The organism is Spirochaeta dissipatitropha (assembly GCF_054657935.1).
The window spans coordinates 138,778-163,452 of sequence record NZ_BAAHXT010000006.1; the positions used below are offsets into that span (position 1 = coordinate 138,778).

The window sequence follows — 24,675 nt, forward strand, 5'->3', positions numbered from 1 at the left end:
ACAATGCAAGAGGGAAACCGACTAATGAGGAGGAATGTAATGATAGATAATGTGCTGATACTGGCCGGAGGCTCAGGAACACGATTGTGGCCGGCATCAACCCGTTCCCGTCCGAAGCAGTTTATGGAGCTGGGAGATGGTGAATCACTATTGGCCAAGGCAGTTGAGCGCGCACGCTGTGCATGTCCGCATGGCAAGCTGGTTATAGTGACGCATCATAGCCAGGTTGATCAGACGGTAGAGGTCCTCATTGCAGAAGCTCCCGGAAGCGGTGCCCATGTGCTTCCTGAGCCTATGGCCAGGAATACAGCCCCGGCCATTACCGCCGGGCTTCGCTATCTCGAATCGAAGGGTGAGAGCGGAGTTACACTGGTGCTGCCGGCAGATCATCTTATCAGTCCGATGGATGCCTTTGTGGATGATGTTGAGCGTGGAGCTGCCCTTGCCAGGGATGGCTTTCTGGTGACCTTTGGAATCAAGCCACTGCGGGCAGAAACCGGCTACGGTTATATTGAGGCCGGTGCTCCCGTCCAGCAGGGGAGAACCGTACGAACCTTCAGAGAGAAACCTGATCAGAAGACTGCCGAGTCGTATCTTGAGGCTGGTACCTTCCTCTGGAATTCGGGAATGTTTCTTTTTGATGGAGAGGTTTTTCTGAAGGAGCTTGGAAAATATCAGCCTGAGATCCTGCAGGAACTGCCGGCTGATCCGGAACTGTTCCGTCAGCATGGAGAAGAGGTTCCTGTTATAGGCGATCAGAGTGCGCTTGAGCACAGATACGCTCAGCTGCCGAATATTTCAGTTGATTATGCCGTTATGGAACGCAGCGAGCATTGTGCGGTGATCGAGGCCCGGTTCGGATGGAATGATGTAGGATCCTGGGATGAGGTAGCGGATATAGCTCCTCAACTGCACGACGCAACCTGGAATCCCGAGGGTGAAACCCCGGTTATTCAGATCGAGTCTGCTAATTCATTTGTTTTTGCAGACATGCCGGTAGCTTTGATTGGTGTAAGCGACCTGCATGTTGTGCAGAAGAACGGTATGCTGCTTATAAGCCGGAAGGGAGATGCCCAGAAAGTCAAAAATGTAGTAGAGGAATTGAGGAAAGACGGGGCTGTGGACTGCATTTAGAACCCTGGAGTGGATAATTAGAGGAATATGTTAAAAAATCGGTCGAGAGCTGAATTTTAACACAAGAAAATTTAATACTTTGTTGACACCTCCCAATTTCACTCATATACTAAGCTAAATTATTGTAAGAGGGGCGTAGCCCCTTATAACCTAAGAGGAGGAAACAATGAAAAAACTTGCCCTTGTGCTTGTTGTTTTACTTGCTTTCGGCGGACTGGTTTTTGCTGAAGAATTTACTGGCCCGACCCTGGAAGTAACCGGCGATGCCAGCCTGGTATGGCAGATCGACCTGAACGATCCGAACCTGAACGGATTTGAGAATTCTGAAGGTTCAAGCGGAAGCGTTAAATTTTCTGCCAGCACCGCTAAAGCTACTGAAGGTACCGGCTGGTGGGGTGAATTGGCTGTAAGCCTTTCTGCTTCAGCTGTTGGTTTCGAAAACATGATTGTAGTTGATGAAGATGGTAACCCAACATTTAACGATGATGGCGACCTGATCAAAAAACAGTTCCTGACTGGTGAATTCAGTACTTCTGTAGACACAGCTCGTCTTACTAATGGCGTACTGTATGTAGACATCAAGAAGCCCAGCATTGAAATTGACATGGCTAAGAACTTCCATGGCGATCCAGCTGCGAATGAGGCCTACGACGAAGTTAAAGGTCATGGTTTCACTTTCGGTCAGTTCGAGCAGGAAGCACTTGTAAAGACTTTTGCAATTGCTGTTTCCAGCGACGAAGGTAAAGCAAGTAACAGCTACAGCTATGCAGCTATTGCTACTCTTGACCTCGCTGAGATTGTTGACCTGGACGCAGGTGTTTACCTCAAGAGTGTTCCCCAGGCAAATACATTTGGATTCGGTCTTAAGCCAACTATTTCTGTAGCTCCTGCTACCATCGTACTTGGTTTTGACGGAAAGCTTGCTGATGAGTTTACATACGATTTTCTGGCCGATATCGCTGTAGACCTCGGTGACATTGCTCTTAGCCTCAAGGCTTTTAATAACAGTGATGAAGTACTTGATGTACAGGCTGGCTTAACTGCTACCCTTATCGAAGTACTGAAAGCTGGTCTCACTGTAGATGCACGTGAGCTCATTAACGATGCTGACGTAACACTCGGTGTTGCTGCTCACCTGACCTACGATGGTGCATTCGGTGAAGATACCTTCATTGATGTAGATGCTTTCAAAGCTGATGCGTTTGCTGCTGCTGGTCTCTTCGGAGCTGGTGTAAAAGTTAGCACTGACGACGTACTCGGCGATGCAATTGACTTCAAGGTTAATGTTGGTGCCGGTACTGCTATCGATGCAATTACTGCAAACGTATGGTCAGTTCTTGGAATCAGCACTGCTGAAGGTGCCGAACTCGGTTGGACAGCAGCTGCCAAGCTTGGTTACAGCGAAGGCGGACTCGGCGTAACTGCTGCTGCTGCTTTTACTGATGCAGAAACTTCTTACTTCAAGGTAGAAGCTGTTGCTGGAGCTGAGTTCACATCTATTGAAAACACTACCTTCACATTGGGTTGGGGTGTTGCTCAGTACGGTCCTGCCGGCGCAGCCGACAATGGTGTACTGTCTTTGACCACAAAGATTGCATTCTAATTTTACTTAAAGTAAAAAAAAGCCGCTTCCGAAAGGAAGCGGCTTTTTTTATGTCTGGTGTTCTTTGGTGAGTGGTAATGAAAAACCACAAAGAATTACAGATTATTGCCCCTCGTTCACAAGGTTCAATTAAAAGTCATGTAGTAGTAGGTGGTATGTACACAACGAAAAAAGGAGTTTCGTATGCATACCCCTCCATTCTGTCCCAACAAGAATTGTGAGCATCACAATCATCACATGCGCAGCCGGTCAGAGAAACAGAAAACTGGCACCTGGTTCTGGCTGAAAGGCAGAGGTTGTTCAGCCTGCGCTGGCAGTTTCCAGCAGTTTCAGTGTAAGGACTGCAGACGTTATTTCTCTGAACGTACCTTCTCAATCGATTATCGAGTGCACCGAATTGTGTCATACAATGATATACTGAAGGATGTCCGTAGCCGCTGTAGCCTGGCCGGAACCCAGCGAAACCGCGGGATTTCACCTGCCATCCGCCGCAACAGAATCAGCCGGCTGGCCCGCAACTGCATTGCGCTGCACGCTGAGCTCAGTCCCTACCTGAACAAGCCCGAGGATCTGATCGCTGATGGCTTTGTATCCTTTGAGGTGAGCCAATATTACCCGAGTAACCTGCATATTCTCATTGGGAAGGAAAGTGAATATCTCTATACTATGGATCACGTTACAATCCGCAGGACAGGAGTTATGACTGATGCCCAGAAAAAGAAACAGGCCCGGTTGGAGAAGGTCTACCGGCCTGAACCTCGAGGGATTGTGAACTCATTCGAGAGAATCCTGAACACCATGAGTAATCGTATCGAGCAGTGGAATATGCCGGAAATGCCTGATATAAATCTGCCCGCTCCGGTGTGTTTGATCACCGACAACAAGAAGGAATACCCTGACGCAATTGGCAGGAGCGAGCTGACGCATCGCCAGATTGCCAGTAGACGACTTACCTGGGAGCACATCAGTTCTGATCATAATCGTGGGCCAGGCGGGCCGATGTTTGCCATGGATAATTTTGATCGTGAGCTGCGAAAGGACATTGCATCGTATGTCAGGGAGACGGTCACCTTCAGGCGGAATGTGGTGAATGCAATGGAATCGGTACAGGTGTACCGCATGTATCATAACTTCATGAAGCCGTATCGTAGCAGGGATTCTCTGAGACAAAAGCGCTGGCAGCGGGCAGGATTACCGGAAAAAATGGTCCAAAGCAGACTGAAAAAACTCTTCACGCAGCGTTCGTTTTTGAGTCATCTGGAGACTGTACCGGAGGAAGATCTGAGGGTCTGGAAGCGACAATTATATACCCCGGGACAATTGCATCAGCAATTGCCTCCGAGATATATACTTAACTAAGGTTTTATGTGGAGTTTTGTGGTCACTAAAAGATTAATCAAGAAAGAGCATGAAAATTTCATCCCGGTGAATTGCCAGTCCCCATGGAGTAAATCCCTGATCCACTGTCTGTTGTATTCCCTGCCCTGATAGTTCAGGATCGATAGGGAAAGCTTGAATTAACCCCTGACGAGAGGTAACCAGGGCACTGTCCAGACTCAGAATATATACCCGGTCGTTATAAATGCTTATGTCCATGGGGCGAAACCCCTGATTGAAGAGTGCTGAAAAGTTTTCGTTGAGTGCATCGGGATCTATTGCGATATCTACTACGTTCATTCGGCTGGTATAGCTTTCCTGTTCCAGGTAGAGGAAGACGGCTGCATTTTCCTGCATATCGAAACCAACCGGAGTCCAGCCGTTTTGCAGGCGTGCCGAAAGTCGCTGTTGTACCTCATTATGCGGATAGACGGCAATTTCGTATCTGTCTGTACCAACCTGTTCTCTGCTGCTGAAAAGCAGCATATACACTGTACCGTCAGCCTGTTCGATTCCGATTGGAACAAGGCCTTTTTCGATCTGCTGATCGATTACAGCCTTACCGTCTTCCTGAGCGAGGTCAACGAAGAGAATGCTGGTGTGAGGTGTATCAGCGCTGATCGCGACGATACATGTTGAAAATAAGAGTAGGAATACTATTAGAATTCTGTGTTTCATATAGCTACTGTATCACGAGAGTGGCTGGCGATAAAGTGTTGCTCATAGCCATCAGACGATCTCCCGCAAGCATGTGATCCAGAGCAAGCGTGCCATCCAGAGCAAGCATGCCATCCAGAGCAAGCCGGATATCTACAGCAGCTGAGTCAATTCTTCTTTTGTAAATGAGTAGCTGGAACTGCAGTAGTGGCATTCAGTTTTCAGTGGGAAGGGGCCATGCTCACGCAATTCATTCCGGTCTTCAGCCGGAAGTCCCTGAAGGAAGGTGGCAAAGCGTTCTTTAGTGCAGCTGCAGAAGAATTCCACGCCCCTACTTCCTACGATCTCTATCGAGAAATCACTGAACAAACTGCGTGCAATTTCGCTGGCGGGCATGCCGCTGCTGCTCATCTCTGCAAGTTTATGGTTCAGGTCAAGTGTATCGGCGTATGTGGCAATCGGTATAAAATCATCCTTGCTGTGGGTGCTGGATTCCGGTAGGGTCTGCAGCAGCAGAGCGGAAGCGCTCCGCAGAAAAAATGTATCATCCCAGTCGAAACTGGTCCATATTCTTGTGGGCACCTGCTCGGACTGCAGATAATATGATTCAAACATTCGGTCAATTGATCCGGCTTCGAAATCCACGGTACTGTTCGATGGCTGACGTGTTCCTTCAGGAAAGCGGGTTACGTGTAGTGCTCCGGAACCGATCATTCGATCGGCCATGGAATTCAGGACATCTGTGTACTCTTTGCCATTATTCGGACTGCCACTGGTGGAGACTTCCGGGTCAAGATCGGTCTCTGTGAAGTGTTGGGCAAGGTAGCCTCGTATCTCACCAAGTACATTTACTTCGATAGACATGGCATTTGCAGGACCATTGGTTCTTAGTTTCCAGGCTGATCGGTCTTTGCCTTTCATGCCTCCACAATGCAGGCCGGCTGCAAGCAGTCCCTTACCGAGCACAACAGTTTCCAGTGGGGAAAGACCGTGATTACTGCGTGCCTGATGGATAAGCCGGCTGGCGTGAACAATGACACCACGGACACTGCCATTACCCAGGAGAAAAACATCGAGGCTGTCCTCCGGTATCCGGCTGAGGTTTGCAAGTACAGGGGCAGGCAGTGGTCGATACATCATATATGGTTTATATCCTTCCGAATAAAGTAGTCATGCGAGATAGTTTCTGCAGCAGCTTTTTCTCGAGCATCTCCGGAACAAAGCGCCATGTCCAGTTACCCCCAAGGGTACCCGGTGTGTTCATTCGTGCTTCTTTACCGAGTCCGAGAATATCCTGCAGGGGTATAATAGCAAAGGCTGCTGCACTGGCAAATACCCCGCGAATGAAATCCCAGTGAATTTCCTCTCCATGACTGTTCAGATATTCCAATGCTAGATTTCTATCGTCTTCTGAGGCGCTTTCGAGCCAGCCCTTCAGTGTGTCATTATCATGGGTTCCGGTATAGGCAATACAGCTGGATTCATAATTGTGGGGAAGAAATTCATTGATCATATCCTGACCGGAATCAAAACCGAATTGGAGAATTTTCATTCCAGGAAAGCCGAATTCCCGCTTTAGCTCTCTGACATCATCCGTAATAAAACCCAGGTCTTCTGCGAGGATTGGCGGACTGCCGAGAACCTCACGAACTCTGGTGAATAGATCCTTCCCGCGAGCTGGACACCATTCACCGCGTTCGGCTGTTGTGTCCCCGTAGGGAACTGCCCAATATGCTGCAAATCCCCTGAAATGATCGATTCTCAGATAGTCGAACATAGAAAGCTTATGCTGGATAATTTCTATCCACCATTCATATCCTGTTTCGTGGTGATAATCCCAATCGTAGAGTGGATTTCCCCACAGCTGTCCGGTAGCACTGAAATAATCAGGGGGTACACCTGCAACATGTGTCGGTCGGTGATGTTCGTCAAACAGAAATAGCTTTGGATTCGCCCAGGCTTCTGCGGAATCATACGCAACAAATATCGGCATGTCACCGATTATTTCTACACCGCTGCGGTTTGCGTATGAGCGTATATCCAGCCATTGTTCGAAAAAAATAAACTGCAGGAAGGAGTGATATGCGATTTCATGCTGATTTGATGCCTTTGCCTGTTTCACTGCCTCGGGGGAATGCATCCGCAGATCTTCATCCGGCCATTCAGACCAGGCGGCACCACCGAATTGTGATTTCAGTACCATAAAGACAGCGTAATCATCCAGCCAAGCAGCATTGTCCCTGCGGAAGCGTCTGAACCGGGCTGCCATTATATCGCTGTCCGGATCACCGAGGCTTCTGAGGAAGCTCTCACCGGCTTTTCTGAGTATCTGCATTTTCAGAGGAATCAGTCTTCCGAAATCAACAGTATCGGAAGGGAGTTCCTGCAGTGGTTCGAGATCCTGTGCATCAAGCAGCTGCATCTTCACCAGCTGCTCAACATCTATCAGCAGGGGGTTTCCAGCTACAGCCGAGAAACACTGATAAGGCGAATCACCGTAACCGGTTGGACCAAGCGGACACATCTGCCATAAACGCTGCCGAGACAGTACCAGAATGTCGATAAAGGACCTTGATTCTGCACCAATGCTCCCAATTCCATATTTTCCGGGCAGTGAGGTTGGGTGTGCAAGTACCCCAGCTGCACGCGGCAGTTCCATGTGTTGTTTTCTATGCTCCATACTTTATATTATACACAAATTAATGATTGATAAAACAGTTTAGTTAGCGTAATCTATGAGAATGAGCGAAAAAATTAATTCTCCACTATGGTACAAGGAAGCTGTTATCTATGAAGTGCATGTCAAGTCCTTCTATGATTCTAACGGCGATGGCATCGGTGACATTCGGGGTCTAACCGAGAAGCTTGATTACCTTCAGCAATTAGGTGTAACTGCCATCTGGATGCTGCCCTTTTATCCGTCTCCATTACGCGATGATGGTTATGATATCGCGGATTATTATGCCATTAACCCTGACTATGGAACGATTGAAGATTTTCGCGAACTTCTGACAGAGGCTCATGGGCGCGGTCTGAAGGTTATTACCGAGCTTGTCATTAACCACAGCAGTGATCAGCATGAATGGTTCCAGAGAGCCAGAAAGGCCCCTGCTGGATCTCCTGAGCGTGACTATTACGTCTGGAGTGACAATACAGAAAGAAACAAGGATGCACGGATCATATTCCAGGATTTTGAAGCCAGTAACTGGACCTGGGATTCGGTAGCTGGTGCATATTACTGGCATCGCTTTTATTCTCATCAGCCTGACCTGAATTTTGATAATCCACTGCTGCAGGAGGAAATATTCCGGGTCATGGAGTTCTGGCTGGATATGGGTGTGGACGGCATGCGCCTTGATGCAATTCCTTATCTTTTTGAGCGAGACGGCACCAATTGTGAGAATCTTCCCGAGACTCATGTGTTTCTGAAAAAACTCAGGACCAGGATCGATGAGAAGTACGAGGACCGTATGCTGCTTGCAGAAGCCAATCAATGGCCGGAGGATGCCGTCGAGTATTTCGGCAGCGGTGATGAATGCCACATGAGCTTCCATTTTCCTCTTATGCCAAGAATTTTTATGTCAATGCAGATGGAAGACCGCTTTCCCATTATTGATATTATGGAGCAGACTCCAGACATACCTGAAAACTGTCAATGGGCACTCTTTCTCAGGAACCATGATGAGTTGACCCTGGAGATGGTTACAGATGAAGAGCGCGACTACATGTACCGCGTCTATGCCCGGGATCCCAGAGCCAGGATCAACCTGGGAATCAGACGACGTCTTGCCCCGCTGCTTGGTAACGACCGCCGCAAGATCGAACTGGCAAACGTACTGCTTTTCTCCATGCCCGGCACACCTGTGCTGTATTACGGTGATGAAATCGGTATGGGAGACAATTACTATCTTGGTGATCGTGATGGCGTTCGGACACCGATGCAGTGGAGTCCCGACAGAAATGCCGGTTTCAGTAAAACTAATCCCCAGGGTCTGTATCTTCCGGTGATCATAGATCCCGAATATCATTTCGAAGGTGTAAATGTTGAAAACCAGCAGCGAAATCCTTCTTCACTATTCTGGTGGACAAAACGGCTTATTGAGACCCGAAAGCGTCTGCCTGCATTTTCTGATGGGGACATGGAATTTCTGCACCCGGAAAATTCCAGGGCGCTTGCTTTTCTGAGGAAAAATGAAGAACAGACTATACTGGTGGTCATGAATCTGAGCAGAAATCCGCAATCAGCTTCAATCGATTTATCGGAATACAAGGGATTTGTTCCTGTTGAGGTATTCAGCAGGAATCGCTTTCCGGTAATCGGGGACGCCTTGTATACCGTGACACTGGGTCCCTGGGATTATTTCTGGTTCGAACTGGCTGAATCTGGAATTATCGCACCAGTACTGGAAAAACTGCCTGAGATTCCATTGGCCTCTATGTGGCAGAAACAGCTGAAAGGAGCTCTTCTGGATGCTATAAGTAGTTATATAAAGCAGGCTGCCTGGTATCAGGACTCTCATCGAATTCCAGAAAAAACAGTATTGATAGACGCGGTTGCTGTTCCCGCCAAAGACCCCGAAATCAGTATGGTACTGCTTGAGTTCCAGTATACCGATGGCTCATCAGCCGCATATTCATTACCGCTGGGACTTGTTTCGGAGAAAGTAGAGGGTGAGATTCCTGCCGCAGCACTGGCGCGCCTTCACCCGGCTGATCCTGATCAGGAAGACACATTCGTTGTAGACGCAGTGTATCATCCCGATGTACTGCTGAAGATGCTGAAATATTTCGGAAAGGGACAACTATCTTCTCTTCGTCAGCAACGTCTTGGTGGAGGCTTTGAAATACGCGAGGATATTTCCGGATTTTCCGAACACGATGTAAGTCTTGTCGGTAACAATTTGAGGAATACTACTGTCAGCTTTGGTCACGATTATATAGTCAAGTTCTATCGCCGGGTTGAAGCTGCTCCAAATCCTGAACAGGAAATTCTGTCGTATCTGAGTGACTGCAGCACCGAGCTTGTGCCGGGCTACCTTGGAGCACTTGAGATTTCCCCCAAAGGCGGCAGTAAATATGTGCTGTCACTGGCACAGGAGTACAAGCAGCATGAGACTGACGGATGGACATTTGCGGTCGAATCTGCCGGAAGGTCCTATGAAAAGTTGCTCAGCAGTCAGCTTGATGTTTCAGTCATACATGATGCTATGGCATCTGTTTCTGCCAGAAGGATGGTTGTGTGGGAAGATATTCCTGATAATATGCGTGAATTTATCGAGCCCTACATTCTCGGTTTTGCTGAAACCGCAGGCAACAGGACAGCGGATCTACATGCCTGTATAGCTGAATCAGATCGCCCGGATTTTGCTCCCGAGGCCTTCAGCAAGCTATATCAGCGCTCTCTTTATCAATCCTTCCAGAGCCAGGTGAGACGGGTGGGGCAGTATATTGATCAGCAGAACGGGCGTGAGCTCCCTGATTTTGTTAGAGACTGGCTGAACGAACTTCGCGGATGTCAGGATGCAGCATTCTCTGCTCTGCGCCGTATTGCGGGTGACAAGCTTCCTGCCTACAAAATCCGTGTTCATAATGATTTTCACCTTGGGCAGATATTATGGACGGGAAAGGACGCCCTTATCATCGATTTTGAAGGACGGACCGATGTTCCATTCGGTGAACGGCGGCTGAAACGTCCTGCGATGGGAGACGCATCGGACCTCATGCGTAGTTTTCACTACGCCGTGTACCGTGCAATGCAGACCTACGGAGGTGGGCAGCTGGATGAGTTGAGTATTGCATGGGCAGATCTCTGGTACCGTTATACGAGTGGACGTTTCCTGATGACATATTCAGAGAAGATGGCTGAAAAGGGATGGCTGTCTGACGATTCAGATCTTCGAGAGGCCATTCTTGTGCCCTTCCTGCTGCAGCGTTCCTATACTGCTCTGGAACACCACCTGCAGACTGGAGACTGGGTAAACCTTCAGGTAGCTGTTCAGGGAATCCGTGATGTCCTGAGGGGTGCCTTGTGATACTTGTACTATTGATTCCCCTGGCAGTCATTGCGATGTCATTAGGTGTCCTTGCAGGCTATGAGAACAATGCCGGATCAATACGTTTCTGGAAACTGGTGAACAGTGCTAGCTGCTTCCTGATTGCTCTGCTCGGTTTGAGCACCGAGTTTGCAGTTCCTGCTTTCTCGATTTCTGTTGCTCTGGTAATGGCTCTGTTTTTGTTATCAGAGTATGTACGAAATGCTTCACACAAGGGCAGCCTGCAGAGGCTTGCCCTGATTCTGCTTGTAGCAGCTGTTCTGTATCTGAACCCGGACACAGGTGATGCAGCAGCCACGATTTTTTTCGGGGGCGGATTTGTCGCGGTATTGATTGTTTCGCTGTTTGCATCCAGAAGCTCCGTCAGTCCGGGAGCGCAGTTTCTGAGTGCTGCCCCTTTCGTTCTGGCTGCTGCGGCTCAGCTTGGCATGCTCGGACTTGTCCGGGGGGCAGCTTTGCCGATGTTGTGGGTTTCTGCTGGTTTCCTTTTTCTCCATGGGCTTGAAAGAACCTATTTTCCTGCAGGCTTTTTCAAGACCATGCGCACCGGGGACATGACACTGATGACGGCATACATGCTCATTTCAATTATTCCCGGTATGATAGGTATTGAGGGCGGCTGGTTACTCTGATTCCTGCTTCGTTTGTCTGGTCATCAACCGAAGGGCATCCAGCCCAGTAGCCTGCGTACGTTCATAATAAGCTCGATAAACTCCGGAGAATAGGCAGGGTGAGGGCTGCCCGGATAGGCTGCCCGGCCCTGGCTCTTGTATTCTGCGCCTTTGTATCTGAGATTTACCAGCCAGACTGGCCCATCAGGAATATCCGGGTTGATATATTCACGCTTCCAGTGTGGAACGCCAATTTCAAACAAGCTGTTCCAGAATTCTTCTACATCCTTGCTGCCTGGCTGATGTTTCAGCTCTTCCAGCTGTCCCGGATCCCGGATCAGCTTCTGGGTCGAGAAACTGTAGAATACAGTGTCATCACGCAGAAGGAACTGGTAGGTCGGGCCTAGTTGATTCTGAATGTGAATATAAAACTCGTCAAACATGGAAAGCCTCTTGAAAATAGTATAGCATATAATATGGAACAGGGGGCTTGCAAAGTGTAGCCTCTCTGATATAGTAAACCAGTTCAATAAACAAACAGGAGTTTTTATGGCCAAAACGAATGCCCGAATCGAGACACGCCGGGGAAGAGATGCGGAATCGATTAAATGGGGGTTTGCCGAGCACCTAAAATATACGCTCGGAGTCGACCGCTATTCAACCGAGGACTACAAACGCTTTATGGCTCTCTCGTATGCAGTGCGTGACCGCTTGATTAACCAATGGCTGCTTACACAGAGGACGCATCATAACAAAGGTGTGAAGCGTGTATACTACCTCTCACTTGAGTTCCTTATGGGAAGAGCCATGGGAAATAATGTAATCAACATGGGAATGGAGAACGAGGTTCGTGATGCCATGGCTGAACTTGGTTATGACTGGGAGGATTTACGTGAACAGGAAACCGATGCAGGCCTTGGAAACGGTGGTTTAGGACGTCTTGCTGCCTGTTTTCTGGATTCCATGGCTACCCTTGATCTACCGGCTTTCGGTTACGGTCTCAGATATGATTATGGAATATTCCGTCAGGGGATCGACAACGGTTATCAGATCGAGCATCCGGATGACTGGCTGCGACAGGGAAATCCCTGGGAGATTGAGCGACCGGACATTACTGTTCCTGTTCATTTCGGTGGACATGTAATAACCGTCGAGGAAAATGGAAAGCTACGCCACAAGTGGATAGACACCGAGGAAGTTCAGGGTGTTGCCTATGATACACCAATCGTCGGCTTTGGCGGGAAGACCGTTAATACCCTGCGGCTCTGGAGCGCTCAGTCCGGCGAGGAATTCGATTTCCAGCGGTTCAATGAAGGTGAATATGTCGAAGCAGTAGCCGATAAGGTTGCAGCAGAAAACCTGACCAAGGTACTGTATCCTAACGATACTCTTTATCTTGGGAAGGAACTGCGATTGAAACAGCAGTATCTGTTCGTGGCATGTTCGCTCTGGGACATACTCCGGCGGTTCAAGAAAAGTGGGAAGAGCTGGAAGCAGCTTCCTGATATGGCAGCAATCCAGCTGAATGACACGCATCCTTCTCTTGCGGTACCGGAGCTTATGAGACTGCTGTTGGACCAGGAAGGACTCGACTGGGATCAGGCATGGGATATCACCATCAAAACACTTGGTTACACCAATCATACCCTCATGCCGGAAGCCCTCGAAAAGTGGTCTGTTCACATGCTCGAGAAGCTGCTTCCGCGACATCTACAGATAATTTACAAGATAAATCATGATTTTCTCGAGCAGGTATCAATTTCCTATCCTGGAAATTCACAGCGTCTGAAATCAATGAGTATAATTGAGGAAGGAGATCAGAAGCAGGTTCGAATGGCGTACCTTTCCATTGTCGGATCACATTCCACCAATGGTGTTGCGGCATTGCATACTGAACTTCTAAAGGAGCGCCTGGTACCAGAGTTTGCGGAAATGTTTCCTGAAAGGTTCAACAACAAGACCAATGGAATTACCCAGCGCCGATTCCTCCTGAAAGCAAACCCGGATCTCAGTAAACTGATTACCGACACAATCGGAGATAGCTGGATTACGAATTTCGCTGATCTGAAGAAACTGGCTCCATATGCCAAGGATAAGGCTTTCCAGAAGAAATTCCTCAAGGTCAAAGAGCAATGCAAGATCCGTCTTGCCGAGACGGTTGAGCGGGAGACAGGCTGGAAGCTTGAAACAGATACTATTTTCGATGTCCAGATCAAGCGTATTCACGAGTACAAGCGACAGTTGCTCAATGCTCTGCATATCGTCATGCTCTACAACAGAATCCGTAAGGGAGAGGACGTGTATCCGCGTACATTTCTTATCGGTGGAAAGGCTGCCCCGGGCTATAAAATGGCCAAGCTGATTATCAAGCTTGTGAACAATCTCGGAAACGTGATCAACAAGGATCCAATGGTGCGCGACAAGCTCCGCGTCTATTTCCTGCCGAATTACCGTGTGAGTCTTGCCGAAAAGATGTTTCCCGCGACGGACGTCTCGGAACAGATTTCCACAGCCGGAACAGAGGCCTCAGGTACCGGTAACATGAAGTTCATGGCAAATGGTGCAATCACCCTTGGAACACTTGATGGTGCCAATATCGAGATCTGTGAGGAAGCTGGTGCTGAAAACTGTGTTATTTTCGGACTTACAGCTACCGAGGTTAATGATCTTCGGCCCGTATATAATCCCTACACCTACTATCAGGACAATGAGGAGATTCGGGAAGCCCTGGATCTGCTGTTCTCAGGGCACTTCAACTTCGGCGAGCCCGGATTGTTTGAGCCGATTCGTGAGCTTCTGTTTGAAAAAGGTGATTACTACATGCACCTGGCAGATCTGCAGTCCTATGCAGATGCTCAGCGTGAGGTGGAAAAACTGTATCAGAACAGAAGTAAATGGGCTGAGAAAGCAATTCTGAATATTGCAGCTGCCGGGAAATTCTCATCTGACCGAACCATTGCTGAGTATGCCAAAGATATCTGGGGCGTTGAAGCATGTGAGATAGAGTATAATCTCGATGTAGCTGAAACACTAGATGAGGCAAAGTCACAGGCATGAATGAATCCGCCATTGCTGCCCTGACTTCGGAGTTCCTGTTTGGCCCTGATCTCGTTTTCTTCCTGGTTGCCGCCCTGCGCCTGATACTGGCGCTGCTCTGCGGTGGCTTGATTGGCTGGGAACGGGAAAGTAACAGTCAGCCTGCAGGTCTCCGGACGCACATGCTGATCTGTATGGGTGCAGCTTTGGTAATGATTCTATCATCTGCAATAGCGCGGCAGTTTCCTGTCGAACAGGGGGCTGATCCCGCGCGTATTGCTGCCCAGGTAATCTCCGGCGTCGGGTTTATCGGCGGCGGAGCCATTCTCCGCATGCGTGGGGGAGTCAAAGGTATTACTACAGCTGCCAGTCTGTGGGTGGCTGCCGGGCTTGGCCTTACGGTTGGGGCAGGACTTTATCTTATTGCTGTTCTGGCAACATTACTCATTCTTTTTACGCTGAGAAGCTTGTCCCGCTTTGAAAACAGGATGGTGAATTCCGTGGTACTTCGTCGTCTTGAGGTAGCTGCTCTGTTGAAATACCCGGATGTAGAGTTTCAGATACGAGAACTTCTTGATAAAGCCGGGCTGACAATTCTGGAAGAGGAACTTGATTTTCAGATGTCGACCGAGCAGTTTGAACTTACATTTCAAATGAAAATGCCGACTAAATTTACAGCTTCAGCTTTCTGCAGAGAGGTTTCGGAACTCACCGGTGTCCGCAGGGTGAAGCTTAAAGCGCCCAGGTAACTTTTTATTCAATTTCAATATAGTCACTGAAATCAGCAGAGAAGGCATCGTGCCTGGATTCGGGGACTGCTATCAGGTTCCAGATTCGCTTGTCGCTGAAGCGGCTGGCGCCATACAGTTTCTCATCCTTGTTTCTGAATAACCCGTAGGGAATATAGCCTTTGAGCTGCAGCTCATGAACGATTTCCCGTCTTTCGTAGCCTGCGTTCATACAGTTCTCAGTACTGTATTCCACGAGAATTACAGGATGGGCCTGACGCAGAAGACCTGAAGCACCTTGCAGGGCAAAGAGTTCTGCACCTTCAATATCCATTTTGATCAAAGCAGGCAAGGGAAGGTTAAGTTCTTTCTGCATATCGTCCAGGGGCTGTACGTGAATCTCGGCATGCCCATAGGACTCCAGATGGTACTGTTTCTGCTGCTCAGGATCCCGTGGAAAAATCGAGTTGAAAGTTTCATCGCTGAACTGGTGGATGAGTACGTGCTGATCCTGATTTGCAAGCCCTCTGGGAATAACCGTGATGTCTGATTCAAGCCCGGCTTCATGAATATTTTTTCTCAGACCTTCAAGAGTAGCCGGAACTGGTTCAAATGCGACCACGCTGCAGCCTTTTCGAGCCAGGGCAATGCTGAACATGCCTGTGTGCGCGCCTATGTCATACACTACTGGTTTATTCAGATAGTCGGCCAGTCTGTTGAGCCATTTGCCGACGTTTTCGTGTATGTCTCCGAAATCTGATATCATGTCATTACTCCCGCTGCTTTTATTGACTATTGAATAGTAGACTGCCGGGAATTACTCGTCAAGCAAGACTTATAAGCGCTGGATAATTGCCTATGTGACCGCTTCTTTGTATTTTATAGTATATGAAGCAGACACAGCAGCTACATCGGGTCGCAGGAATCCGACAGCTTACAGATTCATCATATGTCTTGAGAATGGAATGGAAAGGCGGGCAAGTCAATCCCGGTCAACGCTTTGCGATTGGAATACCCGGAATTGGCGAGAAGCGCTGGTATTCGGTTTATTCCAGACCGAATTGCGAAGAGGTGGAATTCCTGATCCGTGAGGTTCAGGACGGCTTGTTGTCCCGTGCATTCAGAAAAGCCAGAATCGGAGACTTGCTGGAAATCCAGGGGCCGGCTGGGCATTTTACAATAGATCCAGGGACCATTGATGAAACTACATACCTTTTCATTGCGACCGGAACCGGGATCGCGCCCTTTCATGCCTTTGTCCAGGCATATCCGGATTTAAATTATATCCTGCTTCACGGTGTACGGTATCTTGATGAGAGATATGAGTTCCAGGATTATCATCCAGAGCGCTATGTCGCCTGTGTTTCCCGTCAGAAAGGCGGCGATTATTACGGGCGTGTTACGGATTACATCCACGAACTTGATGTGCCTCCGACACACAAAGTGTATCTCTGCGGTAATCAGCAGATGATTTATCAGGTCTACTATGAGCTTCTTTCACGTGAGCATCCCAGAGAAGGATTCCACACCGAGGTCTATTTCTGACGGCTCGGGAGCGTGGTGCTCAAAAATTCAGACTTCCATTACCAGATCGGTTGCGCCGGCGGCGCGTACTCTCAGACTGTCTATGCCCAGCGGGTTATGATCCTTGCTGATATCCGGTACTGAAAACAGATGTTCCAGGAACATACCTGCAGCACCGTAGGCTATAGTGTTTTCCTTGCGGTCGCTGAATCGAATTCTTGTCTGCACCGGGATGTCGTAGGACCAGTTCCGATCGATTTCTTCCTGCATTATATTGAGAATTTCTGGATGGAACTCGATTCTACCACCCAGAATTACGGTATCAAGATTCAGCATGTTTACTATGAGAGCGATGTTTCTGGAAAGTTCTCTTGCGATCTTCTCGAAAATATGTGGGTCGTCCTCATAGCATTCAGCTTCCTGATCACTCACTGAAAACTGGTTGATATATTCACCGCTGCGGAACAGGCTTCTGAATTCACCAGCTGAGTACTGCCGCCCGTACATGACCCTGTTCTCTATTCCAATGCTTGCACCAACAGCAATACCATTGTAGGCCGCATCGTGAACTGTGCTTTTACGTGTTTCTGCGAGTATGTATACGAAATTTCCGGGATCTCTTCCTTCTTCCGGAAAAGCGATTTCACCCCAGGCTCCGCAATTTGCATCATTATCAATGAGAACCGGAATGCTCACTGCCTTATCGAGTTCAGAATACAGCTCCTGGGGCATTTTTATATGCAGAGGAGTAGATCGGTATATTATGCCGTCATAGGGATTGATAATTCCTGCTGTGCCGATAGCTGCTCCGATGATCGGAATTCCGCAGGCCTGCAGTTCCGGCTGCAGGCTTTCATAGATTTCTGTAAAGCTTCTGGCTACAGAGAAGAATTTGCCAGGCAAGGTACGCTTGCACTCAAACAGTATGCGTCCGCTCATATCCACCAGAACGGCAATCGCATACTCAGTCTGAATTTCCACCCCCAGAACTGCTCCAAAGGCTGGATTTATTGCAAGATAAATCGGCTTCCGTCCGCCCTGAGGGCTGGCATCGCCTTTTGAAACCTGAAGGAGCAAACCGCAGTCAATGCATTCACCGACAATTTTCGAGACGGTTGATTTGTCGAGCTGGAGATAAGCTGCCAAATCAACTCTGCTCATTGTCTGTTTCGTCCACAAGCTGCGCAGTATCCGTGCTGCATTGACTCCGATTATCATGTGATTCCTGTCTCCCTGCTTTATTAGTTGTGCTGGTTCGCTGCTATAGAGACATGTACATCTACTTCTCGAACACCTTTACGCTGCAATCCGGTAATCAGTTCTGCAGGCAGTATATTACCTTCAAGTGCTTCGCCATTACAATATATGCTGGTCTCTCCACTGCAAATACCGCGGGGCTTATGAACCAGAATATGCAGCATTATTCCACGGTAGTTCCTGTGGACCTTGAAGTTCGTCCAGTCTCCGGGTACACAGGGAGAAATCTCCAGGCCGTTATAGACGGGGCGTATACCGAGAATGTGTTTACATGCCGCCTGATACATCCAGGAAGCGGTGCCGGAAAGCCAACTGTTTCTTCCAAGCCCTGCCTGTGGATGTTCATCACTGAGAATGTTCTGCGCATAGCAGTAGGGCTCGACTTCGTACTGCTCGATGCTTTCATTTCTCGCTGCAGGGTTAATCTGGGCATAATACTCGAATGCCCGGTTACCATTGCCTAGCATTGTTTCCGCAATTATTACCCAGGGATTCGAATGAAGGAAGATACCACCATTCTCCTTGGCACCGGGCGGGAAGGTGGTCACACCACCTATCTCCGGGATATACCCATCATAGCCGGGGGTTGAAAGCTTGATACCATTGGAGGTGTTCAGTTTTTCATTCACGCTGTTCAGGGCTTGCTCGGCCCGCTGCTTGTCAGCATATCCCCCGATAATCGTCCATGACTGGGCATTGGTATAGATCTGACCGTAGGTGTTCTCAGCTGTGCCAAGCGCCTGTCCTTTGTCATCGAAGTAGCGTCGGTACCATGAGCCATCCCAGGCAATGCTGTTGACGGTCTCTTTCATGGCACTGTGTCGTTTCCGGTATTCTTCTGCTGTTTGGCTGTCGCCAAGAAAATCCATGAGGCTGATCATTTCAGTCAGTGCTTTGCCGTACATTCCGGCAATCATTACAGATTCTGCACCTTCCGGTAGGTTGACTGTATCGTTCCAGTCTGCAAAACCGAGTAATGGCAGTCCGTGGCTGCCGGTGTTTCCGAAGGTAAAGTCGAGTGCCCGTTTCAGATGTTCAAGTACCGTTCCGCTCTCTATAGCTGTGCCGGATTTGTCTTTTTCATAAAACGGAATCTCTGCTTTCAGAAAATCAAGATCAGCGGTTTCCTTGATATACTCACACACTGCAAGAACAACCCAGAGATGATCATCGCCATAATATTTCGGACGGTCCTCCTCTTCGCGGCTGTCTCCCTCGTTGGCAATCAGGGTAACAGGATTGAACTGATGCATGGCGGAACCGTTCCGCTTCTGCACCTGCAGGAGCATATTCAACAGTTTCTTTGCAAGTTCCGGAGCCCCGGCAATTATGCCCATGACATCCTGTGAGCTGTCGCGAAAGCCCATCATTCTGGCGCCTAATCCAAGTTGATACAGAGACAGATATCGTGACCAGTAATATGTAATCAGGCACTGGTGAGGATTGTGGACGTTCACCATGGAAGCAAAGGCTGGATCCGGTACATCTATCTGGAACTTGTTGAGAAAACCGTCCCAGTAATTCCGGAGTTCTGTGAATGCAGCATGGACATTTTCTTCCTTGCGGAATCTTGTTATGCGTTCCTTTGCTGCATCTATGGTGGTACTCTGTCCCAACTGCGTAATCAGGGTCCGGGATTCGCCGGGTGCGATTTCTCCAAGATGATGCATTAATGCTGCAATATTATCTCCGCGCCGGGCCTCACTGTTGTTGAGTTCAGTCTCCTGGAGGCTCTGAGGATTAGCCCAGGTTCCATAACCTGAATCCCCCAGAAACAGACTTCTGTCCGTCTCATATGAGCTGACCGGGAGATTGGATGTAAAATAATTCTCTGCATAGCCGCGCTTCATGTATGCATACTGCCTGAGAATTACACCACCTTTGGCGTCGCTCAAGGCATCGCTCTGCATGGTCTGAGGTACCCAGTCAGCATTGGTAAATTGTTTCAGTGCATCAAAATGGGTGTACTCCACGACTGGTATCAAATCGACCCGGCAGCTGTTCCGGCTGTTATTTTTGACTGTGATTTTTCGTATGACTTCTGATCCACCAAGGGGAACAAAAACAAGTATTTCGAAATCCAGATCGTAAAAACTACTGCGGAACAGAGAGTAACCCTGGCCGACACGGCACTCATATTTACTGTATGAATGCAGACATGGTGTGTAGAATGGCGAAAAAACAGTATTCGTATGATCTGCAGTATTAAGCCTGACGTACAGTGTTTCTCCGTTGAAGTCCGCTGCCGGTAGCTGTGGAACATACTTGACTATACGATTGGTGGCGGGATCACCCTTACAGATAACGCCGCCGCCTTTCTGATCAATAAATCCGCCGAAATCTCTCGTGCCTATATAATTGATCCAGGGAGTTGGTGTTTTGGGACTTGTAATTACATATTCCCGGTTTATATGATCAAAGAATCCGCAGTTCATAGATACACCTCCACTGTGTTGCTGCTGCCGGCTGCCTGGGCCGGAATAATATTTCCGCTGATTTGCGTTCCGTTCAGAAGCATGCGTTTAACACCCTTCATGCGTTTATCCGGATTTTTTATGGTGATGTGATATTCCGCACCCCGAAAGCGTCGTTGTACAGTGAATTCCTGCCAGTCCGGCGGAATACATGGGTCAACCAACAGACCGTCAAAATCAGCCCTTACACCAAGTATATGCTGTGAAACAGCCACAAAATTCCATGCTGCAGTACCTGTCAACCAGGAATTCTTTGCTTCACCATGTCGGGCGGCATCTTTTCCTGCAATCATCTGTGAATATACATAGGGCTCAGTCCGGTGAAGATCACTGATTTCCTCAAGGTATGCTGGCGCAATTCTACGATAGTACTCAAATGCCTTGTCTCCACGTCCGAGACTTGTCTCACCGATTATAACCCAGGGATTATTATGACAGAAAATGCCGGCATTTTCCTTATAGCCTTCAGGATAGGAGCTGATTTCTCCCAGCTGCAGGTAGTATTTGGAGTATGGCGGCTGCTGCAGGACGATCCCGTAGTCAGTAGCCAAATGAGTCTCAACCGCATCCAGGGCCTTACGTGGCATGTCGTCTTCGGTACCAATCTCTGCCATCGAACAGAATCCCTGGCTTTCAATGAATATTTTGCCTTCTTCGCATTCCTTGCTGCCGATTTTTTCTCCCGCATCGTCATATGCGCGGAGATACCAGTCTCCATCCCATCCGCTTTTCTTGACGGCTTCTTCCATTTCCTTGACAGCAGCCAGTACTCGCTTCTGTTCATCTTTTTTGCCGCTACGCAGGGCCAGCTCAGCGTACTGCCGGCCGTAGTATACAAACATTCCAGCGATGAATACGCTTTCAGCTGTTTTTCCTTCTTTAGAATCTGCGGTCTGAAATGACTGGTCAGGGTTGGTTGAAAAACTGTTCAGATTCAGACAATCATTCCAGTCAGCTCTACCTATGAGTGGAAGCATGTGCGGGCCGAGATTATTCAGCACATGATTTACTGAACGCGTCAGATGTTCAAACAGTGAACCGCTGTTATCCGGATTGTTCTCGAATGGAACATCGGCATCCAGAATTGCCCAGTCATTGGTTTCACGGATATATGCGGTAACACTTGCAATCAACCATAGTGGATCATCATTGAAGTTTCCTCCGATTGCATCGTTCCCGCGCTTCGTAAGCGGTTGATACTGATGATAACATCCGCCGTCCGCTAACTGTGTAGCTGCGACATCCAGGATTCTCTCCTTTGCCCGCTCCGGAATAAGATGAACAAAGCCCAAGAGATCCTGGTTGGTGTCCCGGAATCCCAGTCCTCTGCCAATGCCGCTCTCGAAATAGCTGGCACTTCTCCCTACATTGTAGGTCACCATGCACTGATACTGATTCCAGACATTGACCATGCGTTCCAGTCTGTTGTCGGAATGCTTCAGCTTGTAACCAGCCAGCAGGTTGTCCCAGTATGTTTTCAACTTGTCCAGAGCCTGCTCTGCTTTGGCCGGACTGGCAAAGGTCTCAATCATTTTTTCTGCTCTGCTTGTATTGATTTTTCCCAGAGCCGTCCATTTTTCATTTTCCGGATTCTCTACATAACCGAGAATGAAAACCTGTTTGATCTCTTCTCCTGGAGCTATGCTGTATTTGAGTTGATGACTGGCAATAGGAGACCATCCATCGGCAACGGAGTTGCTAGCCTTGTCGGCAAGGACCGTTTGCGGCTGCTGGAACCCGTTGTACATACCGAAAAAAGCCTCACGATCGGTATCGAAGCCGGCTGGTTTTCCATCTGTGTGGAAAAAAGCGAGATGATTTCTTCTCTCCCGGTATTCCGTCTTGTGATAAATGGTGCCGCCATGAATTTCTACTTCGCCTATCGAAAGATTTCTCTGGAAGTTCGTCATATCATCCTGGGCATTCCAGAGACACCACTCGATGAACGAGAATAGCGACACATTCTTTGTTTCCTGGCTGGTGTTTTTCAGGCTGATCAGGTGTACCTCACATGCGGATCCTACAGGTACGAAGGCCTGCTGTGAGCATGTCAGTCCATTTTTGCTGCCGGTAATCGTTGTGTAGCCAAGTCCATGCCGACATTCATATGTATCCAGCTCGGTTGTTGCCGGTTTCCAGGCAGGTGACCAGATGCTTCCATTATCGTTTATATAGAAATACTTACCGCCGAAGTCAAGCGGCATATTATTGTAGCGGTATCGGGTTATTCTTCTATACAGCGCGTCCTTGTAGTAGGAATAGCCTCCTGCGGTATTTGATATCAGACTGAAATAATCCTCAGACCCCAGATAATTGATCCAGGGAAGAGGGGTCCTTGGATCGGTAATTACATACTCTTTGTTTTGATCGTCAAAATGACCGTATTGCATTTGTTTCTCCTTATATTCTGAAACATCAGGTTAGTTTATAAGTTGATTCTATCAACTAACATCTGAGCTGTCAAACTTTCTTTCTTTAAAATCAACTATAATTGGAAGATTTCTCCGGAAAGGTTTATGATGTAGTTATGAAACAGGGTGAATGGTATAAGGTCTTCGGTGATTCCGATAATGTTACATACTATCACGTTCTGAACATTTCAGATGAGGTTGTGAAAGTTGAGGCTTTCGAGTATCACCCTCTGCTGAGGCGTGTCGAATCAATCTCGCAGTATGGTATATCTGCAAAGGACTGGATGGAGCGGGAGGCTGAGAATTCAATTCATCCTGTTCCCAGGACACAAGTGCCGTTTCTCATTGGTGTGTAGCAGAAAAACGCGTGATAAAATCTTTCCTGCTCACGCGGTTTGATTCGCTGATCAATTGCCCGTTGTGATAGTACCTTATGTATGGAATCAAGGCGTTTTTCCATGAGCGCTCTTTTACACGCATGAACTCATTCTGATATGGCTTTTTATTATAGATAACTATACCTACCGCAATGTCCACATCCGGGACGTTACCATCTTTCTTTTCTGACTCATGCAACCAGCGCTGCATGGAGCTCCAGTCCGGACACCAATCCTGGGTTGCGATTACTGCAGTGTTCATCAGCCTGGAACGTACCGATTCCGGATATTCATGGTCCTGTATAGTTGTTTCTATTTCTGATTCCGATATCTGAAAGAGCTGTATCATATGCATTTCCTTTCTTGTACTGTGGTACCACTATAAGATAGTATGAGTTCTCGAAAGTGGCAAACACTTGAAAATAATATCGATTTGTATTAATATATGATTATCTATATATAAGGATGGTTTCTATGGAAAACACAAGAAAAGTTATAATTATCGGATCAGGACCTGCAGCGCATACTGCAGCTATATATGCAGCCAGGGCAGAGATGAAGCCGCTTCTGTTTGAAGGTTTCATGGCAGGTGGTGTTGCTGCAGGAGGCCAGCTTACAACTACAACCGAAGTTGATAATTTCCCGGGTTTCCCGGAGGGCATCAGCGGTCCTGAATTGATGGATAACATGCGGAAACAGTCTATTCGTTTTGGAACCGAGATCAAGACAGAAACGGTCAGCGCCGTCGATACTTCTTCACGCCCATTCCGGGTTACAGCTGACAGCGGTGAATATCTGGCAGATGCGGTAATTGTTGCAACCGGGGCTACTGCCAGAAGACTGGATCTTCCAGGGGAGGACCGCCTTTGGCAGCGAGGTATTTCTGCCTGTGCCGTCTGTGATGGAGCACTCCCTCTATTCCGGAATCAGCCTCTGGTAGTAATAGGAGGAGGGGACAGTGCAGCTGAGGAAGCAAGTTTTCTGACCAAGTACGGCAGTTCAGTGACACTTCTGGTCCGCAGGGATGAAATGCGTGCCTCAAAGGCCATGCAGAAGCGTGTGTTCAATAACGAGAAAATCCAGATTATGTGGAAAACACAGGCAGTAGAAGTCCGTGGGGAAAAGATGCTCGAGGAAGTGCTGGTTCGCAACAGTGAAACCGGGGAAGAAACCCTTGTTCCGGCCAAAGGCCTCTTTTATGCCGTTGGCCACACTCCGAACACAGACTTTCTGGGAAATGCTCTCGATACAGATGATGCCGGGTACATACAGACCATTCCGGGAACTACCAGAACAAATATCCCCGGGATTTTTGCCTGCGGCGATGTGCAGGATAAGCACTATCGCCAGGCGATTTCTGCGGCGGGTTCAGGATGTATGGCTGCTTTGGATGCAGAGAAATTCCTGGCCGAACAGGCAGATGCTTAAGCTCA

At 48.3% G+C, this 24,675-nt stretch carries 19 protein-coding genes; 10 read left to right on the plus strand and 9 right to left on the minus strand.

Annotation, left to right across the window (positions count from 1 at the left end):
• Window positions 1–39: 39 nt before the first annotated feature.
• The 3 genes from ACYQ2L_RS09100 (at window position 40) to ACYQ2L_RS09110 (ending at window position 4,096) form a co-directional block, all read left to right on the plus strand.
• Entirely contained in the window at window positions 40–1,134 is a 1,095-nt protein-coding gene (locus tag ACYQ2L_RS09100) for a mannose-1-phosphate guanylyltransferase (protein WP_460054237.1), read from the plus strand.
• 166 nt (window positions 1,135–1,300) lie between these two features.
• On the plus strand, window positions 1,301–2,737 hold the full coding sequence (locus ACYQ2L_RS09105; protein ID WP_460054239.1) for a hypothetical protein: 1,437 nt from the start codon (window positions 1,301–1,303) through the stop codon (window positions 2,735–2,737).
• A gap of 183 nt (window positions 2,738–2,920) precedes the next feature.
• Window positions 2,921–4,096, plus strand: a complete 1,176-nt coding sequence (locus tag ACYQ2L_RS09110) for a hypothetical protein (RefSeq protein ID WP_460054242.1) — start codon at window positions 2,921–2,923, stop codon at window positions 4,094–4,096.
• Window positions 4,097–4,129: 33 nt separating this feature from the next.
• On the opposite strand, the gene ACYQ2L_RS09115 is transcribed toward ACYQ2L_RS09110, so the two are convergent.
• From ACYQ2L_RS09115 to malQ, 3 genes are all read right to left on the minus strand, one after another.
• Window positions 4,130–4,792 (minus strand): hypothetical protein, encoded by a 663-nt coding sequence (locus ACYQ2L_RS09115; protein WP_460054249.1) that lies wholly within the window; start codon window positions 4,790–4,792, stop codon window positions 4,130–4,132.
• A 132-nt stretch (window positions 4,793–4,924) separates the two neighbouring features.
• Entirely contained in the window at window positions 4,925–5,911 is a 987-nt protein-coding gene (hslO, locus tag ACYQ2L_RS09120; protein ID WP_460054253.1) for an Hsp33 family molecular chaperone HslO, read from the minus strand.
• 7 nt (window positions 5,912–5,918) lie between these two features.
• Entirely contained in the window at window positions 5,919–7,451 is a 1,533-nt protein-coding gene (gene malQ, locus ACYQ2L_RS09125; RefSeq protein ID WP_460054256.1) for a 4-alpha-glucanotransferase, read from the minus strand.
• A 61-nt stretch (window positions 7,452–7,512) separates the two neighbouring features.
• On the opposite strand from malQ, the gene treS reads away from it, so the two are divergent.
• The gene (treS, locus tag ACYQ2L_RS09130; protein WP_460054259.1) at window positions 7,513–10,803 is read left to right on the plus strand and encodes a maltose alpha-D-glucosyltransferase; all 3,291 of its coding nucleotides are present in this window, start codon (window positions 7,513–7,515) and stop codon (window positions 10,801–10,803) included.
• The gene (locus tag ACYQ2L_RS09135) at window positions 10,800–11,456 is read left to right on the plus strand and encodes a hypothetical protein (protein WP_460054263.1); all 657 of its coding nucleotides are present in this window, start codon (window positions 10,800–10,802) and stop codon (window positions 11,454–11,456) included. The genes treS and ACYQ2L_RS09135 overlap by 4 nt, the downstream gene beginning before the upstream one ends.
• Window positions 11,457–11,479: 23 nt before the next feature.
• Here ACYQ2L_RS09135 and ACYQ2L_RS09140 read toward each other — a convergent pair whose 3' ends face one another.
• The gene (locus tag ACYQ2L_RS09140) at window positions 11,480–11,878 is read right to left on the minus strand and encodes a hypothetical protein (protein ID WP_460054267.1); all 399 of its coding nucleotides are present in this window, start codon (window positions 11,876–11,878) and stop codon (window positions 11,480–11,482) included.
• Between the two features lie 106 nt (window positions 11,879–11,984).
• On the opposite strand from ACYQ2L_RS09140, the gene ACYQ2L_RS09145 reads away from it, so the two are divergent.
• Complete coding sequence (locus tag ACYQ2L_RS09145) at window positions 11,985–14,492, plus strand: glycogen/starch/alpha-glucan phosphorylase (protein ID WP_460054269.1); 2,508 nt, start codon at window positions 11,985–11,987, stop codon at window positions 14,490–14,492.
• Window positions 14,489–15,220, plus strand: coding sequence for an MgtC/SapB family protein (locus tag ACYQ2L_RS09150; protein WP_460054274.1), 732 nt, complete (start codon window positions 14,489–14,491; stop codon window positions 15,218–15,220). Before ACYQ2L_RS09145 ends, ACYQ2L_RS09150 begins: the two co-directional genes overlap by 4 nt.
• Before the next feature lie 4 nt (window positions 15,221–15,224).
• On the opposite strand, the gene ACYQ2L_RS09155 is transcribed toward ACYQ2L_RS09150, so the two are convergent.
• Entirely contained in the window at window positions 15,225–15,965 is a 741-nt protein-coding gene (locus tag ACYQ2L_RS09155; protein ID WP_460054277.1) for an FkbM family methyltransferase, read from the minus strand.
• Between the two features lie 122 nt (window positions 15,966–16,087).
• Here ACYQ2L_RS09155 and ACYQ2L_RS09160 point away from each other — a divergent pair, with 122 nt between their 5' ends.
• Entirely contained in the window at window positions 16,088–16,744 is a 657-nt protein-coding gene (locus tag ACYQ2L_RS09160; protein ID WP_460054280.1) for an FAD-binding oxidoreductase, read from the plus strand.
• Between the two features lie 27 nt (window positions 16,745–16,771).
• On the opposite strand, the gene ACYQ2L_RS09165 is transcribed toward ACYQ2L_RS09160, so the two are convergent.
• Genes ACYQ2L_RS09165 through ACYQ2L_RS09175 form a run of 3 tightly spaced genes read right to left on the minus strand, consistent with a single transcriptional unit; the run spans window position 16,772 to window position 22,844 of the window.
• Window positions 16,772–17,941: an ROK family transcriptional regulator gene (locus tag ACYQ2L_RS09165; RefSeq protein ID WP_460054282.1), complete on the minus strand. Its 1,170-nt coding sequence runs from the start codon at window positions 17,939–17,941 to the stop codon at window positions 16,772–16,774.
• A gap of 23 nt (window positions 17,942–17,964) precedes the next feature.
• Window positions 17,965–20,415: a glycoside hydrolase family 94 protein gene (locus tag ACYQ2L_RS09170; RefSeq protein WP_460054287.1), complete on the minus strand. Its 2,451-nt coding sequence runs from the start codon at window positions 20,413–20,415 to the stop codon at window positions 17,965–17,967.
• Window positions 20,412–22,844: a glycoside hydrolase family 94 protein gene (locus ACYQ2L_RS09175; RefSeq protein ID WP_460054289.1), complete on the minus strand. Its 2,433-nt coding sequence runs from the start codon at window positions 22,842–22,844 to the stop codon at window positions 20,412–20,414. Before ACYQ2L_RS09175 ends, ACYQ2L_RS09170 begins: the two co-directional genes overlap by 4 nt.
• Before the next feature lie 137 nt (window positions 22,845–22,981).
• Between ACYQ2L_RS09175 and ACYQ2L_RS09180 the strand changes: the two genes are divergently transcribed.
• The gene (locus tag ACYQ2L_RS09180) at window positions 22,982–23,221 is read left to right on the plus strand and encodes a hypothetical protein (protein WP_460054291.1); all 240 of its coding nucleotides are present in this window, start codon (window positions 22,982–22,984) and stop codon (window positions 23,219–23,221) included.
• Here the strand turns inward: ACYQ2L_RS09180 and ACYQ2L_RS09185 are convergent.
• Window positions 23,208–23,591: a hypothetical protein gene (locus ACYQ2L_RS09185; RefSeq protein WP_460054294.1), complete on the minus strand. Its 384-nt coding sequence runs from the start codon at window positions 23,589–23,591 to the stop codon at window positions 23,208–23,210. The genes ACYQ2L_RS09180 and ACYQ2L_RS09185 overlap by 14 nt on opposite strands.
• Window positions 23,592–23,716: 125 nt before the next feature.
• On the opposite strand from ACYQ2L_RS09185, the gene trxB reads away from it, so the two are divergent.
• Entirely contained in the window at window positions 23,717–24,670 is a 954-nt protein-coding gene (gene trxB, locus ACYQ2L_RS09190; protein ID WP_460054297.1) for a thioredoxin-disulfide reductase, read from the plus strand.
• Window positions 24,671–24,675: the final 5 nt, after the last annotated feature.